We start from the raw sequence: 17854 nt of genomic DNA, 5'->3' as shown, positions 1-17854 counted from the left end.
AACCGTAACGTGACCACCGTCTCGCGATGGCGCAGCGTCACGGGCCCAACCGGCATTTCCCGGTGCCCTAGGCTCAGGCATAAGGTGGGACGGGGGTCACGGGATGGTCGGTACGGCGGGAATTGTCGGCATCGCACTGGTCGCCTTGGGGATGGTGCTGACCCCGGGGCCGAACATGGTCTACCTGGTGTCGCGGTCGGTGACCCAGGGCCGACGGGCCGGGTTGATCTCGCTGCTCGGGGTCGCCGCCGGGTTCGCGGTCTACCTGGGTGCGGCGGTCGCCGGCATCGCCACCGTGTTCGTGCTGGTGCCGGCGCTGTACACGGCGGTCAAGCTGGCCGGCGCGGCGTACCTGCTCTGGTTGGCGTGGCAGGCGTTGCGCCCCGGCGGGCAGTCGCCGTTCAACCCGGCGCCGCTGCCACCGGATCCGGCCCGCCGGCTGTTCACCATGGGGCTGGTCACGAACCTGCTCAACCCGAAGATCGCCATCCTGTACGTGTCGCTGTTGCCGCAGTTCATCGACCCGGCGCGGGGCAACGTCGCCGGGCAGAGCCTGCTGCTGGGGCTGACCCAGATCGCCGTGGCGCTGACCGTGAACACGCTGATCGTGCTCACCGCCGGTGGCATCGCTGGTTTCCTCAGCCGGCGACCGCTGTGGCTGCGCGTACAGCGGATGCTGATGGGCACGGTGCTGGCGGCGATGGCGGTGCGGATCGCCGCCGACCGTTCCCGCGCCGCCGTCGCCACCGGCTGAGCCGGACCCTTCCGCACCGCCACCGGCTGAGCCGTCCGGTCGAAGTCAGCGGCGTACCGCCCCGGTGGCCACGTCCAGCAGTCGTTCCAGGACCGCGCGGGTGGGCAGGTGCGACAGTAGATGCGCGACGCTGCGGTCGGCGTACCGCCGCTCCTCGTCGTCGCGTGCCTCCAGGGCGGCGCTCACCTGCCCGGAGACGTAGTTGGCGAGGCTGGTGACCGCGCCACGGAACGCGGCCAGGTCCAGCGGCGGCAGGGTGCCCGCCGTCGCGCGGTACCCGTCGAGCAACGCGCGTGCACCGGCCACGTTGACCGCCCCACCGGGGACCACGGCCCAGTCCAGCAGTGCGTTGGCCAGCTCCCAGCTCGGCGGTTGACCGCCGGCATGTTCCCAGCCGACGACGACGAGGCGACCGTTCGTGGCCAGCCGGGTGCTCGCCGGCCCCAGGGTGTTGTGGCAGAGCACAGGTTGCGGCGTCTCGGTGTCGCCACCGATGCCGTCGAGCTCCGTCAGGGTGGCCACCGCGGCACCGAGCGCCGCAGCCCAGCTGGTCTGGCGGGCCGCAGCGCCGGCGGCGAGTTCGGACCAGCTCGCGGTGACCAGCCGGGTGCCGTGCCACGGGCTGACCCGATCCACCGGCAGGCCGAGCCCGTGGATCGTGGCGAGTACCCCGCCGACCGCACCGGTGACCGACGAACGGGCCGGGGCCAGCAGTGGCGGTCCGGAGTGCAGCCCTTCGTAGACCCGCCAGCGGTGCCCACCGATGGTCTCCACGATCCGACCCGCGCGGCTGCGTACCGGCGCGGGCAGCAGGATGCCGGCGGCCGCGGCGGCCTGCTGCAACGCCACGTCGGTCTCGGCGTCGACGATGGGCCACCAGGTGTCCATCGTCCGCACCGCCCAGCGGCCCCGGTCCGTCACCAGCGACCAGCGACGCCCCATGTCGTCGGCGCGGGCGAGGGTGCGCATCTCGCCGACGACGTCACCGAGGCCGTAGCAGGCGGCGATCTCGCGCGCCAGGGACACCTGCGCGGTCTCGGCCCGGCCCCGCATCCGGGCGACCTCGGCCTTCAGGGCTGTCCAGGTGGGAAAGCCGTACTGCTCGGCCAGCCGCGCCTGAGCGGTGGTCAGCGTCGCTGCCGGGTCGATGTCGCGTAGGCCGGCGAGCAGGTTCTTGGCCTGCTGACGCAGGTGGTCGAGGCTGGGGTTGTCGGGCAGGTTCTTCACACGGCACCTCACTCCTCGCCCGGACTCGCACGGGCGGAAATGAGCTTCGGTGTCCGTCGCTCGACGGGTGGTGTGAGGGGTGGCTTCAAGCCTACCGGCGAGTCTCGGCGCGTTCCCGACGCGCTGGTGCGAGATTAGCCAGCTCCGGCCGACGGATCAACCCTTGTGTTCGCGGAGCACCGCGACACCGCCGGGTGCCAGGGTGATCGCCTGTTCGATCGGCGTCGCGGTGAGCAACTCCACCCCGCGTGCGGGTACGCGTTGCTCGTGGTCGGTGTGGTTGAGCAGGAAAAGCCAGCTCGCCTCGCCGTCGCGGCGGCGTACCGCCTCGACGCCCTCGGGTGCGTCGGGGCAGACGGTGGTGACGCCGGCCGCCCGGGCGGCAGTGTCGAGCAGCCGCCGGTAGGTGGTGTCGTCGGGGCGGGTGGACAGGTACCAGGCGGTGCCGGCGCCGACCCGGTGCCGGGTGACGGCGGGCATCGCGTCGAGTACGCCCCCGACGTAGGAGACGACGGTGTCGGCGCCGGTCAGGCGCAGCGTCTCGGCCCAGATCCGCCCGGTGCCGTCGCTGTCAAGAAGGACCTGGTCGTCCGCGGCCAGGGGGTGGAACTCCTCGGCGTACGCGCCCAGCAGCTCCCGGAGCGCGCCGGGGTAGCCGCCGAGGCGTACCCGGGCGTGTTCGTCGGCGACACCGCTGAGGTAGGTGACCAGCAGGTGGCCGCCGGTGTGCAGGTAGCCGCGCAGCCAGTCGGCGGTGGCCTCGGCGATCAGGTAGACGGCGGGCAGGACGAGCATCCGGTAGCCGTCGAGCGGGTCGCCCGGGGTGACGGTGTCGCAGGCGTACCCGCTGCGCCACAGAGCCCGGTGCACGGCGGCGAGTTCGTCGTGGTGGTCCGGCAGGGCCGACGGCAGGCCCGGGTGGCGCAGCGCCCAGCCGCTGGCCGCGTCGACGACGAGCGCCACCGCTGCCTCGACGCCGCCCCGGACCTCGCTGAGCTGCCGCAGCGCGGCACCGAGTGCGACGGTTTCCCGGAACACCCGGCTGTCCGGGCCGGCGTGCGGCACCAGGGCGGAGTGGAAACGTTCAGCGCCACCGACCGGTGCCCGCCACTGGAAGAACATCGCGCCGTGGGAGCCGCGGGCCACATGGGCGAGGCTGTGCCGCAGCATCCGCCCCGGTTCCTTGGTGTGCATCCGTCCGGCGGTGTGGATCTGGTTGGGCGCGCTCTCCATCAGCAGCCAGGTGGCGGCGGGCACGGTGGTGCCGGCCGACGGTGGGGTGGGGTGCCGGCGGGCGGCGGCGTGCCGGGCCCAGCCACGGGCCAGGTCGGCGGCGAGCGCGGTCTGTTCCTCGGCGCCGCCGTCGACGGCGGACGGGTAGTGGTCGACGGCGACCAGGTCGACCTCGGTGGCCCAGCGGGCGTGGTCGACCGGCACCCAGTCACCGAGCACGTAGTTGGTGGTGATGGTGAGCGCCGGGTTCGCGGCCCGCAGCAGGTCGCGTTGCTCGGTGTACGCGGCGAGCAGGGTGTCCGACCAGAAGCGACGGAAGTCGAGCAGTTGTCCGGGGTTGGGCAGGTACTGGGTGGCCCGGGGGGAGCTGATCTGCGCCCAGTCGGAGTAGTGCTGGCTCCAGAAGCTGGTGACCCAGGCGTCGTTGAGGGCGGCCAGGTCACCGTGGCGGGCGGCCAGCCAGCACCGGAAGGCGCGGGCGACATGCTCGCAGTGGCAGGTGGTGCCGTACTCGTTGTGCACGTGCCAGCCGGCCAGCGCCGGGTGGTCGGCGTACCGGTCGGCCAGGGCGGCGGTGATGCGCAGCGCGGCCTCGCGGTAGGCGGGGGTGGCGGCGCAGTAGGTGTCCCGGCTGCCGTGGTGCAGCCGGATCCCGTCGGCGGTGACGGGCAGCGCGCCGGGGTGGGCCAGGGAGAACCAGGGTGGTGGCGAGGCGGTGGGGGTGGCCAGGGCGACCCGTACGCCACCGGCGTGCAGCAGGTCGAGCACCTGATCGAGCCAGTCGAAGGTGTACCGGCCGGGTGCCGGTTCGAGCCGGGACCAGGCGAACACCCCCACGGTGACGAGGTTGACCCCGGCCTGGCGCATCAGCGCGACGTCCTCGGACCAGACCTGCGCCGGCCACTGCTCCGGGTTGTAGTCGCCGCCGTAGCAGAGCGGGCCGTCGGTCCACATCACCATCACCAGCCCGCGTTTAGTTGAGGATGCATCCAAACTATGGATCATCACTGCCCATGTCAACAGGTAGACGCCGGATCATATTTACCATCGTCGTTGACAGTTCGTTGGATAGTTAAAGAAACTGTCGGCACCGCCCCGACCGCTGCCGAGGAGAGCTGATGCCGTACCGACCGCCGTTGGTGCCCTACGAGACCTTCGTCGCCGACCCGCCCGACCTACCGGTGCGCACCCCCGGTGAGGGCGGCCCGGCCATGGTGAGCCGGGCCGAGCTCGCCGGCGCCGACGCACACGGAGCCACCGTCAAGGCGGTGCTGGCCGACGGGGTGACGGCGGTGGTACGCGTCGACGCGGCCGGCGACGGAATGATCCGGGTACGGCTCGCCGAGGATCCCCAGGCGCGCAGCCGCTCGGCCCGGCTGATGCCGCTTGTGCACCCCCGTGTACACCCGGCCACCGTCACCGTCGACGACCGGCAGGTACGGATCGACGCCGGCGCGCTGATCGCCGAGATCCGGCTCGACCCGTGGCAGATCCGGTTCCTGCGCCCCGACGGCTCGCTGCTGCTGGAGCAGGATCCGGGCACTGTCGACATCAGCGGCCGGCAACGCACCCTCCCGTTCGGACACTCCACCACCGACGGGGTCCGCGTCGCCTGGCACGAGAGCTTCGTCGCCCCCGGCGACGAGCGGTTCGTCGGCTTCGGCGAGAAGTTCACCCCACTGGACAAACGCGGCCAGCGGGCGCTGATGTGGAACTTCGACGCCTTCGGCAGCGAGTCCGACCGGGCGCACAAGAACGTGCCGTTCTACCTGTCCAACCGGGGCTACGGGGTGCTTGTCGACAGCGGGCTGCCGGTGCAGTTCGACGTCTGCCAGTCCACCCACAGCGCGGTGCAGATCCTGGTCCCCGACGACCTGCTCGACTACTACGTGCTGGCCGGACCGACCCCCGCCGAGGTGCTCGACCGGTTGCACCAGTTGACCGGGCAGCCGTACCTGCCGCCGCGCTGGGCCTTCGGCACCTGGGTCTCCTCGGGCTTCTACCCCGACAGCCAGGAACGGGTGCTGGAGCGGGCCCGCCGCCTGCGCGAGCGCGACATCCCCTGCGACGTGCTGCACCTGGACTGCTACTGGCAGGTCGCCGGCAACTGGTCGGACCTGCGGTGGGACACCGAGGTGTTTCCCGACCCGGCCGGGATGCTGCGGACCCTGTCCGAGCAGGGCTTCCGGGTCTGCCTCTGGATGAACCCCTACCTGATGACGGCCAGTCCGCTCTACGCCGAGGCCGACGCGGCCGGATACTTCCTGCGTCGACCTGACGGCAGCACGTACGTCGCCGACGTGTGGCACGGCAGCTACCCGGCCTCGGCCATCGTGGACCTGACCAACCCGGCGGCGGTCGACTGGTTCACCGGGCTGCTCCGGCCTTTGCTGCGACAGGGCGTGGCGGTGTTCAAGACCGACTTCGCCGAGGGGGTGCCCGCCGACGCGGTGGCCCACAACGGGATGAGCGGCGTCGACCTGCACAACGTGTACGCCCTGCTGTTCAACGACGTGGTCGCCGATGTCACCGAGGAGGTGGCCGGTCACCGGGCGGTGTGGGCACGCTCGTCGTACCTGGGCGGGCAGCGGCACAGCGCGCAGTGGAGCGGCGACGTCAACGCCACCTGGCCGGCACTGGCCAGCACGCTGCGCGGGGGCCTGTCGCACGGCCTGTCGGGGGTGCCGTTCTGGAGCCACGACACCGGCGGCTTCCACGGCACCCCCGAACCCGACCTGTACGTACGCTGGTCGCAGTTCGGCGCGCTGTCGCCGTTGGTGCGGCTGCACGGCACCACCAGCCGGCTGCCGTGGGAGTTCCCGGCCGAGGCGGAACGACTCGCGGTGGCCGCGTTGCGGCTGCGCTACCGGTTGATGCCGTACCTCTGGTCGGCGGCCGTCCAGGCGGCCCGCACCGGCGTACCGATGATGCGGGCCCTGCTTGTCGACACCCCGCAGGATCCGACGGCCTGGACGACGGACCTGCAGTACCGCCTCGGGACGGACCTGCTGGTCGCGCCGGTCACCGACGCGGCCGGGGTACGGGACGTCTACCTGCCCGTCGGCGAGGACTGGTTCGACGCCACCACCGGCGAACTGCATCCGGGTGGCCGGCATCTGCGGGTTCGGGTGCCGCTGTCCCGGATGCCGTTGTACGTACGCCGGGGCACGCTGTTGCCGCTGGTCGCGGCGGGGGCCACGGTCGGCGACGGGCCCTTCCGGGACGTCACCCTGGTCTGCTGGGGCGCCGTGGACGGACGCACCGTCGTGCACGACGTGGACGGAGACACAATCATTGAGGCGGTCCGCGACGGCGACGAGTTGCGGATCCGGACCCGGGGGCCGCTGCTGGTGGGGCAGCTGGCGCTCGCGGGGGTCGGCGACGCCGACCGACCGGCCCGGTCACTGCTCAACGGTGCGGCGGTGACCGTCGTGCCCTTCGCGGGGCTCTTCCCCGAGGAGGGCTGACCGTTCCGCGCGGCGCCTGACTGGACGGAGTCGGGCGCCGCGCGGAACGGGGCCGCGGTGCGCGCGGGGTCAGCCCTTCACCGCGCCGGTGATCACGCCCTTGGTGAAGTGACGCTGCACGAACGGGTAGATGATCACCGCCGGGATGACCGTCACCACCACGACCGCCATCTTGACCGCGAGCGTCGGCGGGTACGCCGTCACCCCGGGCAGGCTCACCGACGCGCCCGAGACGTTCGGCGACTGCCCGGCCAAGATGTAGCTCTGCAACACCCGCTGGATCGGGAACTTGTCGTTGGAGTCGATGTAGAGCACCGCGTTGAAGTACACGTTCCAGTAGCCGACCGCGTAGAAGAGCCCGACCACGGCGATCACCGCCCTGGACAGCGGCAGCACGATCCGGGTGAGGATGCGCAACTCCCCCGCGCCGTCGATTCGGGCGCTGTCGAGCAGTTCCGCCGGCACGTTCATGAAGAACGCCCGGATCACCACCAGGTTGAACACGCTTATCGCACTGGGCAGGATCAGCGACCAGAGACTGTCCTTGAGGCCCAGCCCGGTCACCACCAGGTAGCTCGGCACCAGCCCCGGGAAGATCAGGAACGTCAACAGGAAGTAGAACAGCAGCCCACGGTGGGCCACCGAGCCCGGCCGGGACAGCCCGTACGCGGCCAGCACGGTGAGCGCCAGGCTGACCGTGGTGCCGAACACGGTGACCAGGGTGCTGACCCACACCGCCCGGGTGACGTCGCCGCCGCTGAAGATGGTGATGTACGCCGACGGGTCGAACTCCCGAGGGATCATCACCATGCCGCCCGCGTCGTCGATGGTGCCGCGTGAGGCGAGGCTGGTGACAAGCACCGCCCAGAGCGGCACCAGCACCGCCGCTACCAGCAGCGTGAGCACGACCCCCTTGCCGATGGTCAGGGACGTCGACGGGCGGCCCGCCCACACCGGACGACCGGGGTGGCGTCGCCGCGGCGGTGGCGCGGGTGGGCCCGCCGTGGTCGGCGCCGCCGGCACCGGCCCGGCACCACTGAGCTGTGCGGTCATGATTTCGCGTACACCCCCTGCTCACCGAGCCGATGCGCGATCTTGTTCGCGGTGAGGATCAGCGCCAGCCCGACCACCGCCTTGAACAGGCCCGCCGCGGCACCGAGCCCCCACTGCTGGGTACTGATCGCCTGGTAGTAGACGAACGTGTCGAGCACCTCGGCGGCCTCCCGGCCGACCGCCTCCCGTTGCAGGATGAACTGCTCGAACCCGACCGAGAGCGCGTCGCCGAGCCGCATGATGAGCAGCAGCACGATCACCGGCCGCAGGCCGGGCAGGGTGATGTGCCACAACCGCCGCCACCGGCCGGCCCCGTCGGCCGCCGCCGCCTCGTACAGGTTCTGGTCGATGGCCGACAGCGCGGCCAGGAAGACGATCGCGCCCCACCCCAGGTCCTTCCAGACCGCCTCGGCGGTGACCAGCACGATGAACGTGTCCGGGTTGGTCATGATCCCCCAGGGCTCCAGACCGGCCTGGCGCATCTCCTGGGCCAGCAGTCCGGCCCCGCCGAACATCTGCACGAAGAACGTCACCACCAGCACCCAGCTGAAGAAGTGCGGCAGGTAGACGACGCTCTGCACGAAGCCGCGCAGCCGCCCGGAGACGACGCTGTTGAGGATGAGCGCCAGCAGGATCGGCAGCGGGAAGAAGAACACCAACTGGAAGGCGGTGATGCTCAGCGTGTTGCGGACCGCGTCCCAGAACAGCGGGTCGCGGAAGAGGGCCTCGAAGTTGCCGAAGCCGATCCACTCGCTGTTGAGGAACGCGTCGAGCGGGTCGTCGCCGACGAACGGGTTGTAGTCCTGGAAGGCGATGATGTTGCCCAGCGTGGGCAGATAGTGGAAGACCAGCAGCAGCACCGCCGCTGGTGCGGCCATCGCCAGCAGCGGCCAGTCGCGGCGCAGCCGGACCCGCAGGCTGCGCCGCCCACCCCGCCGGGGACGCCGCGGTGACGGCGTACGCCCGGCGGGTGGCCGCGTGTCGACGGTGCCGGGGGCGCTCACGGCCGCACCCCGGCACCGGTCGGCGGCACGCTCACCTGCCCGCTCATCGGCCGTTGTCGGCGAGCGCCTTCTCGTGGAACGCGCGGCCCTCCTCGCCACCGGTGTCGAGGAACTCCTTGCGTACCTGGGCCAGGTCGCTGACCGGGCGACGGCCGCGCAGGATGTCACGGAGCTTGTCGTCGGTCGGCTGGATGATCTTCGACCAGTTGGCCGGCAGCTCCAGCTTGATCCCGGCGAACAGGTCCTGCTCCATCTGGCCGATGTGGTTGCGGTAGTACCCGATGTAGTCCTGCACGTAGTTCGGGGTGTCGCCGCTGCGCACCTTGACCGGCACCCGACCGCCGATGTGGGTGTACTGCGCACCGAGTTCCTTACGGCCCAGCTCGGTGAGCGCTGGCGTACCGTCGGCGCCCCGGCTGAAGTGCTGTCCCTCCACGCCGTACTCACGCAGCTCGAACTCCCGGCTGCCGAACGGGGCGGCACACCAGTTGAGCACCCGCAACATCTCGTCGACCCGCTCGGCGGGCAGGTCCTTCTTGAGGAAGGTGTAGAAGATCGGCTTCTCGCTGCCCCAGATGACCGGCTGGGCGCCCTGCGCGCCGAAGACCGGCAGCGGCTGCATGTCGAAGGTGGGCAGCTCCTTGGCCCGTTCGCTCTGCATGCCCTGCCAGGCACCGAGGCCGTCGCGGTACATGAGGATCTTGCCGGAGTTGAACAGCTGCTTCTCGTCGGCGCCCTTGCTGGACACCGTGTCCGGGTGTACCAGGCCCTCGGAGAACAGCCGGGCGGTGAACGCCAGCGCCGCCTCGAACGCCGGGTCCTCGAACTTGTGCTGCAGACCGCCGTCGGGCTTCTTGCGCCAGGTCTGGTGGCAGCCGAAGTACTGCTGGATCATTTCGAAGACGCTGCCGAAGGCCCACACGCCCTTGGCCGGGTCGGTGGCCTTCTTGCCGAACTCGTACAGCTCGTCGGGGCTGGTGGGGGTGGCCAGCCCCGCGGCGCCGAGCAGATCCTTGCGGTAGAACATGGCCCACGCGAACGGACCGTCGGTGGGGAACGGCACGGCGTAGAGCCGCCCGCCCCAGACCGAGTACTCCCAGGCGCCGCTGGGCAGCGCCGCCAGGTACGGGTACTTCGCCGCGTTGTCGCCCTGGAGGTGGTCGGTCAGGTCGGTGAACAACGCCTTGACCGCGTCGGAGAACCGGGCGACCTTGTCCACCTCCCAGTTCGGCGCGGACAGCAGCTCCGGCACGTCGCGGGCGCCGAGCATGGCGTTGAGTTTGTCGGCGTAGGTCAGGCCGTCCTGCAGGCTCGGGTTGACCTCCACGCCGAGCTTGCCGTTGACCGCGCCCAGGTAGGCGTTGCGGCCCAGCGGCGGCGGGGTCGGGCCCCACCAGGGGCTCATCGTCTGGATCGGCGGGCCACCCCGGCCGGGCGGCTCGGTGACCGCGTCGACGAGGTCGCGCGGGTAGCTGAGGTAACCGTCCGGGATCGGGCCCTCACCGGGGATGTCCGGCTTGAGCAGCTCGGCCCGCTTGTAGGTGGGCAGCACCGCCTTGATGGCGTCGGCGTTCGTGGCGCTGCCCTGGCTGCCGGCTTCCTTGCTGCAACCGGCCAGGGCGCCGCCGCCCACGGTCGCGGCGGCGCCGAGGCCGATCAGCCGCAGCATGGTCCGGCGGTCGGTGGATGTGCGCGCAGAAGGCGTCACGGCGCACTCCCTTCGTCGTCGATAACGGTTTGCGGAGCGGAAGACTCCGGCTAGGATTAGTTGGGGTTCTAGCCGAACAAACTAATCGACGGCAATCCGTCCCACAAGACAAGCGCGGGCGGCCTGGTCGGTCCCGCCAGCGCGGTACGCGATGATGGACGCGCGCCGCGACACCGGCGCAGGGAGCGGGCAGAACGTGATCAGCATCCACAACGAACCGCAGCCGACCGACCTCGGTGACGTACGCGTCGCCAACCGGGCGGTGGTGCTGCGGCACGTACGTCTGCACGCCCCCTGCTCCCGCGCCGACATCGCCGCCCGCACCGGCCTGAACAAGGCCACCGTCTCCAGCCTGGTGACCGAGCTGATCGACATGCGACTGGTCCGCGAGACCGGGCTCACCGAGAACCGGGTCGGCCGACCCGCCACCATGCTGGTCCTCGACGGTGAGCCCTACGCCGCGCTGGGCCTGCAGATCGGCCCCGACGAACTGGTGGCCGTCGCCGTCGACCTCGGCGGCAACCGCCTGCTGACCTGGCGGCGGGCCTTCGCCGCGACCACCGTGCCCCCCACCGAGACGCTGCGTGCCCTGGCCGCGCTCGCCCGGCGGGCGGTCGGGCGGGTCACCGCCCAGGGCCGCACCGTGCTGGGCCTCACCGTCGGCGTACCGGGACTGGTCGACCCGTCCGGCGCGGTGCCGCTGGCCACCGCCCTGGGCTGGCGGGACGTGCCGGTCGCGGCAGAGCTGCGCGCCATCCTGCGGGATCCGGAGTTCACCGTCGGGGTCGACAGCGTCGCCAACCTCGCCGCCCTCGCCGAGCAGCGGCACGGCGCGTACGCCGGCAGCACCGACCTGGTCCACCTGACCGGCGGGCTCACCGTCGGCGCCGGCATCATCGCCGCCGGACGACTACTGCGCGGCGGGCGCGGCTTCGCCGGTGGCATCGGGCACCTGTCGCTGGACCCGGCCGGGCCGACGTGCACCTGCGGCGCCCGCGGCTGCCTGACCGCCCTGGTCGGCCTGCCCGCCGTGGTACGCCGGCTGCTGCCCGACGTCGAGGCCGACGGCCCGGTGATCGACTATCTGCCGGAACTGACCCGGATCGTGGCGCTGGCCCGGCAGGACGACCCGGGCGTGTGCAGCGGTCTGGCCGAGACCGGCCGGCACCTCGGCCGCGGCGTCGCCGTCTTGGTCGACCTGCTGAACCCGGAGACCGTCGTGCTCGGCGACCATTTCGCCACCCTGGCGCCCTGGCTGCTGCCGGCGGCCCGGTCGGAGCTGGCCGCCCGGGCCCACGCCCCGGGCGCCGGCGGGTGCCGGCTGGAAGCCTCCACCCTGGACACGGCCGCCGCGCTCGGCGGCGCCACCGCCGCCCTGGCCACAGTCGAGGCCGGACGGCTACCCGCCCGCTGATCCGACCGGCAACGTTCACGGTCGATGCCCGCTCGGCCGGTCGGAGTCTTGACCCGACCCGCCGCAGGTGCCAACCTCGAAGCGAGCCGCTCCGCTACGGGCACCCGGGGCGGCTTGCTTTCCACGGTTTGTCGAAGCGCTTCGCCAGCGTCCGGGCCGACGACCGTCACCCCACCATGACCTGCGAGGCCGCTCGGCCATCCGCCGTCGAAGCGCTTCGACCTCCGGCGCGCCGGGCACTGGAAGGCGATCCACCATGACCGACCGCACCACGCCCGCGATCCGGGACCGGATCGACGATCTGCTGGCCCGGCTCACCCTGCCGGAGAAGATCGGGCTGCTGCACCAGTGGCAGGCCCCCGTCCCCCGGCTCGGCCTGCCCGGCTTCCGCACCGGCACCGAGGCGCTGCACGGCGTCGCCTGGCTCGGCCCGGCGACCGTCTTCCCCCAGGCCGTCGGCCTGGCCAGCAGTTGGAACCCCGACCTGGTACGCGCCGTCGGCGACGCCGTCGGCGACGAGGTGCGGGCAAAGCACCACGCCGACCCGCAGCGCGTCGGCCTCAACGTGTGGGCACCGGTGGTCAACCCGCTGCGCGACCCACGCTGGGGACGCAACGAGGAAGGCTGGTCGGAGGACCCGTGGCTGACCGGCCGACTCGCCACCGCCTACGCCCAGGGTCTGCGCGGCGGACATCCGGAGCGGCTGCGGACCGCACCCACGGTCAAGCACTTCCTCGGCTACAACAACGAGACCGACCGGGCCACCACCTCCAGCGACCTGCCGCCTCGGGTGTTGCACGAGTACGAACTGCCGGCGTTCCGCGCCCCCCTCGCCGCCGACGCGGCGGTCGCCGCGATGGCCGCGTACAACCTGGTCGACGGGGTGCCGGCGCACCTGAGCCCGCTGATCGACGGTGAGCTGCGCCGGTGGGCGCCGGGCGAGGTCCTGGTCGTCGGCGACGCCGGGGCGGTGAGCAACATCGCCGGGGTGCAGGGCCACCTGCCCGACCACGTCCGCGGGTTCGCCGCGGCGCTGCGCGCCGGAATCGACAGCTTCACCGAGGACGACGCCGACAGCGCGCCCACCGGCCGACACCTCACCGAGGCACTGGACCGTGGACTGATCACCGAGTCCGACGTGGACCGGGCGGTCCGTCGGGTGCTCACCGTCCGGCTGCGGCTGGGTGACCTCGATCCGTCGCACACCGACCCTTACGCCGCGACCGGCCCGGAGGTGATCGACAGCCCGGCGCACCGCAACCTGGCCCGGGAGGCCGCCCGACAGTCCATCGTGCTGCTGCGCAACCGTGGGCTGCTGCCGCTCGCGCCCGGCCTGCGGGTCGCCGTGCTCGGTCCGCTCGCCGACACCGTGCACACCGACTGGTACAGCGGCACCCTGCCCTACGCGATCAGCACCCTCGAGGGGCTGGCCGAGCGGCTGCCGACGGTCACCACCCACCCCGGCACCGACCGGATCACGCTGCGGGTGGGTGACCGTTACGTGGGCTGCACCGACCAGGCCGAGGGCGGGCCACTGACCATCGGCGACGACCCGGCCTCGTTCGACGTGTTCGACTGGGGTCGGGACACCATCGCGTTGCGGGCCGTCGGCAACGGCCGCCACGTCGGCGTCGACGACGACGGCGCGCTTGTCAACGACCGGTCCGGCCCCGGCGGCTGGGTGGTCCGGGAAACCTTCCAGTTCGACCCGCTGCCCGACGGCACCGTGCTGCTGCGCCACCTGGCCACCGACCGCTACGTCACGGTCGACGACAACGGCCGGCTGCGGGTCGACGGCGATGACCGCCGGGCCGGCACCGGCTTCGGCATCGACCTGGTCACCGACGGCGCGGCCCGGGCCGCCGAACTGGCCGCCGCCGCCGACGTGGCGGTGGTGACGTTGGGCAACCACCCGATGGTCAACGGACGCGAGACCGAGGACCGCTTCGACCTGGCCCTGCCGGCCCGGCAGGAGGCGATGCTACGCGCCGTGCACGCCGCCAACCCACGCACCGTGCTGGTGGTGACAAGCAGCTACCCGTACGCGCTGGGCTGGGCACAGGAGCATCTGCCGGCGGTGCTCTGGTCGGCGCACGGCGGGCAGGAACACGGCCACGCCCTGACCGAGGTCCTCCTCGGCGACACCGACCCCGGTGGCCGGCTCACCCAGACCTGGTACGCCGACACCGCCGACCTGCCCGACCTGCTCGACTACGACGTGATCGGCGCGGACTCCACCTACCTGTACTACCGGGGCGAGCCGCTGTACCCGTTCGGGCACGGACTGTCCTACGCCGAGTTCGACTACCGCGACCTACGACTGAGCGCCACGTCGGTGAGCGTCGGCGAGGAGGTGGAGGTGAGCGTGGACGTCACAAACATCAGCGACCGTCCCGGTGTCGAGGTGGTGCAGCTCTACACCCGGCAACGGCGCTCCCGGGTGAAGCAGCCGCTGCGGCAACTGCGCGACTTCGCCCGGATCGTCCTCTCCCCCGGCGAACGGCGTACCGTCACGCTGCGGCTGCGCAGCGCCGAGCTGAGCTGGTGGGACGCCGACGCGGGCAGCTTCGTGGTGGAGGACGCCACCCACACCGTGCTGGTCGGGCGTTCCGCGACCGACGTGCGGCTGGTCGGCGCCGTGGCCGTACGCGGTGAGCCGCTCACCCGCCCGGCCCGGCCGCACGCCACGAGCGGGGTCCGGTGAGCGGGCGGGGCCGGGTGCCGTCCGGTCAGCCCACCATCGCCGACGTCGCCCGGCACGCCGGTGTCGCGGTGAGCACCGTGTCGTACGTGCTCAGTGGCAAGCGGGCCATCTCGGAGCTGACCCGCAACCGGGTGCTGGCCAGCGTCCGGCTGCTCGGCTACCACCCGAACGCGGGCGCGCGGGCCCTGGCCAGCCGACGCGCCAACGTGATCGCGCTGGTGCTGCCGCTGCGCTCGGGCATCCAGGTGCCGGTGGTGATGCAGTTCGCCACGGCGGTGGTGACCTCCGCCCGCCGCCACGACCACGACGTGCTGCTGCTGACCTCCGACGAGGGCCCGCAGGGGTTGCACCGCATCGCCGCCGGTGCCCTGGTCGACGGGGTGCTGGTGATGGACGTGGAGCTGCACGACGTGCGGGTGCCGCTGCTGCGCGGGCTGGGTCGGCCCAGTGTGCTGATCGGGCTGCCCGCCGACACCGACGGGCTGACCTGTGTGGACCTGGACTTCCACCGGGCCGGGCAGGTCTGCGTGGAGCATCTGGCGGGGCTCGGGCACCGCCGCATCGCGCTGCTCGGCGCACCGGCCGCCGTCTACGACCGGGGCACCGGGTTCGCCCACCGCACCCGCGCGGGCGTGGTCGAGGCGGCGACCCGGCACGGCGTCGAGGCGGTGACGCTGCCCTGCGAGGAGAACGCCGCCGAGGTGCGCGCCCGGGTGGTGGAGCTGTTCGCCCGGCAACCGGAGCTGTCCGGTCTGGTGGTGCAGAACGAGGCGGCGGTGGGCCCGGTGCAGGCGACGCTGGCCGCGCTGGGCCGGCGGGTGCCCGACGACGTCTCGGTGGTTGCCGTCTGCCCGGACCAGTTCGCCGAGCACGCCAGCCCGCGCCTGACCTCGGTGCCGGTGCCCGCCGAGGAGATCGGCCGGCAGGCCGTGTCGCTGCTCATGCGTAAGCTGCACGACGAGCCGACACCGCAGGTGACGCTGCTGGAGCCCCGGCTGACCGTCCGGGACAGCACGGCCGCGGCGACCGGCACCCCGGCGGCGTACGACGGCCGGGCGGCGGCCCGGTGACCGGTCCGGCGCACCGGATCTGGGACACCGCACCGGCGACCGACTGGCAGGACGCGTTCCTCGCCGGCAACGGCGAGTACGGGATCATGGTGCACGGGCGGCCGTGGGCCGAACGCATCGTGGTCAACCACCACCGGTTCGTGCTGCCCAACGGCACGCACGACGCCCGCGCCCCGCAGCTGGCCGCGCTGCTTCCCCGGATCCGGCGGTTGATCCTGGCCGACCGACGCGCGCAGGCCAGCCGGCTGCTGGCCGGTGACGGCGTGCTGCGCTGGACCCAGTCGTTCCATCCCGGCTTCGCCCTCACCGTCGACGCCGACGGCCCACCGGTGAGCGACTACCGCCGGTACACCGACTTCGACACCGGCGAGGTCGTCGTGCGGTGGGCCGGCGGGAGCCGCCGTTCGTTCGTCTCGCGTACCGACCGGCTGATCGTCACCCGGCTGGACATGGGAGCCTGCCGGGTCGGAGTGACCGGCGACCTGCCGGGCCGCCCCGCCGGGCTGCGCTACGCGGTGGCGGCGTACCGCCGCGACGGGCTGGTCTTCCTGCGGGTGCGGGCCCGCTACCCGACGGCCGGTGCCGCGTACGGCTTCGAGGGGTTGACCCTGTTGTGCGGCGCGGTGGAGGTCGACGGCGACGGGGTGCAGGTCGACGGGCCGGCCCTGCTGTTGACGGTGCTCGACCGCCCGCAGGCCCGGTGGCGTACCGGAGGGCTGGTGCGTCGACTGACCCGTTACCGGGACGCCCGCTACGGTGACCTGCTCGCCCGGCACACGGCCCGGCACACCCCGGCGTACCGGCGGGTCGAGCTGGACCTGGCGGTGCCGGCCGCGCAGCGGGCGGTGCCCGTCGGTGAGCTGTTGGCCCGGCAGGCCGCCGACCCGCACACGCTGGACGCGGCCCTGCTGGAGCGGCTGTTCCACGCCGGCCGTCACCTGTTGCTGAGCGCCAGCGGCGTGCTGCCGCCCCGGCTGACCGGGCTGTGGCTCGGGTCGTGGGACGCCGCCTGGGCCGGCGACTTCACCACCGACGCCAACCTGAACCTTCAACTGGCCTCGGCGAACGTGGCCGCCCTGCCGGAGGTCACCGCGGCACACGCCCGGCTGGTACGGGCACAGGTCGAGCACTGGCGACGCAACGCCCGGGTGATCTACGGGGCGCGCGGCCTGCTGGCGCCCAGCCGCACCGACGGCGAGCACGGCCACCTGTTCCACCTGCATCCGGACTGGCCGTTCGCGGCGTGGCTGCCGGGTGCGCATTGGCTGCTGTTCCCCCTCTACGAGCGGCATCTGGTGACCGGGGAGCCGCTGGGTGAGGTGGCGGGTTGGCTGGTGGAGGTGGCCGAGTTCTTCGCCGACGTGCTGACCACCACCGCAGGCGACGGGACGTGGGGGTTCGTGCCGTCGTACTCGGCGGAGACCGGGCCGCTGGACGCCTCGGGCACGGCGGTGCACGTGGCGGTCAACGCCACCATGGACATCGCCGCGGCGCGGCACGCGTTCACCGTGGCCGCCGTGCTGACCGGCCAGCAGCGGTGGACGCGGTTGGCGGCGCGGCTGCCGCCGTACCGGGTCAACGCCGACGGGGCGTTGGCCGAGTGGGCCTGGCCCGGCTATCAGGCCGACGAGAACCACCGCCACGTCAGTCACCTGTATCCGGTGTGGCCACTGGACGAGATCAACCCCGAGGACACTCCGGAGCTGGCCGGCGCCGCGCACCGGGCGCTGTGCCGCCGGGGTGACGAGAACCTGTCCGCGCACGGCAGCCTGCACCGGGCGCTGGCCGCCGCCCGGCTGCACGACGGGCCGCTGGTCGAGGCGAACCTACTCAAGATCGTCGGCAACGACATGTTCTTCCGGTCGCTGATGAGCGCGCACAACCCGGGTCGGGTCACCTACAACGCCGACGCCGTGCACACCCTGCCGGCGGTGCTGATCGAGGCGCTGGTGCAGGGGCGACCCGGTCGGCTGCGGCTGCTACCGGCGCCGCTACCGGGACTGCCGCGCGGGACCCTGCGTGGGGTGAGCTGCCCCGGTCGGGTCACCGTCGAGGAGTTGGCCTGGCGCCCGGGTGCGGTGCGGGCCCGGCTGGTCTCGGCGGTCGCCCAACGACTGCGGATCCGCAGCCCGTACGGCGAGTCGGTACGGCAGGTGACAGCCGGTGAGCCGATCGAGGTGTCGTTCACTCGCTGACCGGCCGGGCCGGTCCGCGACCTCG

Annotated in this window: 11 protein-coding genes; 6 read left to right on the top strand and 5 right to left on the bottom strand. The window is 72.5% G+C overall.

Translation table 11 applies throughout. The features are described 5' to 3' along the window. The first annotated feature begins 103 nt into the window (after nt 1–103). Nucleotides 104–754, top strand: coding sequence for a LysE family translocator (locus tag AB0J93_RS11630; RefSeq protein WP_363920749.1), 651 nt, complete (start codon nt 104–106; stop codon nt 752–754). A gap of 45 nt (nt 755–799) precedes the next feature. Here AB0J93_RS11630 and AB0J93_RS11625 read toward each other — a convergent pair whose 3' ends face one another. Next, a complete protein-coding gene (locus tag AB0J93_RS11625) occupies nt 800–1981 on the bottom strand; it encodes a phosphotransferase (RefSeq protein WP_363920747.1) in 1182 nt (393 codons plus the stop codon). 156 nt (nt 1982–2137) lie between these two features. Next, complete coding sequence (locus AB0J93_RS11620; RefSeq protein WP_363920745.1) at nt 2138–4168, bottom strand: beta-galactosidase; 2031 nt, start codon at nt 4166–4168, stop codon at nt 2138–2140. 164 nt (nt 4169–4332) lie between these two features. Here AB0J93_RS11620 and AB0J93_RS11615 point away from each other — a divergent pair, with 164 nt between their 5' ends. Beyond that, complete coding sequence (locus tag AB0J93_RS11615; RefSeq protein ID WP_363920743.1) at nt 4333–6681, top strand: TIM-barrel domain-containing protein; 2349 nt, start codon at nt 4333–4335, stop codon at nt 6679–6681. A 69-nt stretch (nt 6682–6750) separates the two neighbouring features. Here AB0J93_RS11615 and AB0J93_RS11610 read toward each other — a convergent pair whose 3' ends face one another. Genes AB0J93_RS11610 through AB0J93_RS11600 form a run of 3 tightly spaced genes read right to left on the bottom strand, consistent with a single transcriptional unit; the run spans nt 6751 to nt 10446 of the window. Further along, complete coding sequence (locus AB0J93_RS11610; RefSeq protein ID WP_363920741.1) at nt 6751–7734, bottom strand: carbohydrate ABC transporter permease; 984 nt, start codon at nt 7732–7734, stop codon at nt 6751–6753. After that, on the bottom strand, nt 7731–8738 hold the full coding sequence (locus AB0J93_RS11605; RefSeq protein WP_363920739.1) for an ABC transporter permease subunit: 1008 nt from the start codon (nt 8736–8738) through the stop codon (nt 7731–7733). Before AB0J93_RS11605 ends, AB0J93_RS11610 begins: the two co-directional genes overlap by 4 nt. Before the next feature lie 43 nt (nt 8739–8781). After that, a complete protein-coding gene (locus tag AB0J93_RS11600; RefSeq protein WP_363920737.1) occupies nt 8782–10446 on the bottom strand; it encodes an extracellular solute-binding protein in 1665 nt (554 codons plus the stop codon). A gap of 196 nt (nt 10447–10642) precedes the next feature. Here AB0J93_RS11600 and AB0J93_RS11595 point away from each other — a divergent pair, with 196 nt between their 5' ends. The 4 genes from AB0J93_RS11595 to AB0J93_RS11580 all read left to right on the top strand — a co-directional run bounded on the left by AB0J93_RS11595 (nt 10643) and on the right by AB0J93_RS11580 (nt 17829). Next, complete coding sequence (locus AB0J93_RS11595; RefSeq protein WP_363920735.1) at nt 10643–11860, top strand: ROK family transcriptional regulator; 1218 nt, start codon at nt 10643–10645, stop codon at nt 11858–11860. Between the two features lie 256 nt (nt 11861–12116). After that, nucleotides 12117–14564 (top strand): glycoside hydrolase family 3 C-terminal domain-containing protein, encoded by a 2448-nt coding sequence (locus AB0J93_RS11590; RefSeq protein ID WP_363920733.1) that lies wholly within the window; start codon nt 12117–12119, stop codon nt 14562–14564. Beyond that, the gene (locus AB0J93_RS11585; protein WP_363920731.1) at nt 14561–15634 is read left to right on the top strand and encodes a LacI family DNA-binding transcriptional regulator; all 1074 of its coding nucleotides are present in this window, start codon (nt 14561–14563) and stop codon (nt 15632–15634) included. The genes AB0J93_RS11590 and AB0J93_RS11585 overlap by 4 nt, the downstream gene beginning before the upstream one ends. Next, complete coding sequence (locus AB0J93_RS11580; RefSeq protein ID WP_363920729.1) at nt 15631–17829, top strand: glycoside hydrolase N-terminal domain-containing protein; 2199 nt, start codon at nt 15631–15633, stop codon at nt 17827–17829. The genes AB0J93_RS11585 and AB0J93_RS11580 overlap by 4 nt, the downstream gene beginning before the upstream one ends. Nucleotides 17830–17854 lie beyond the last annotated feature (25 nt).

It is taken from the genome of Micromonospora sp. NPDC049374 (assembly GCF_040677165.1).
Lineage (GTDB): Bacteria > Actinomycetota > Actinomycetes > Mycobacteriales > Micromonosporaceae > Micromonospora.
The sequence above is the reverse complement of the archived record's forward strand: the minus strand, read 5'-3'. Positions and strand labels throughout refer to the sequence as shown.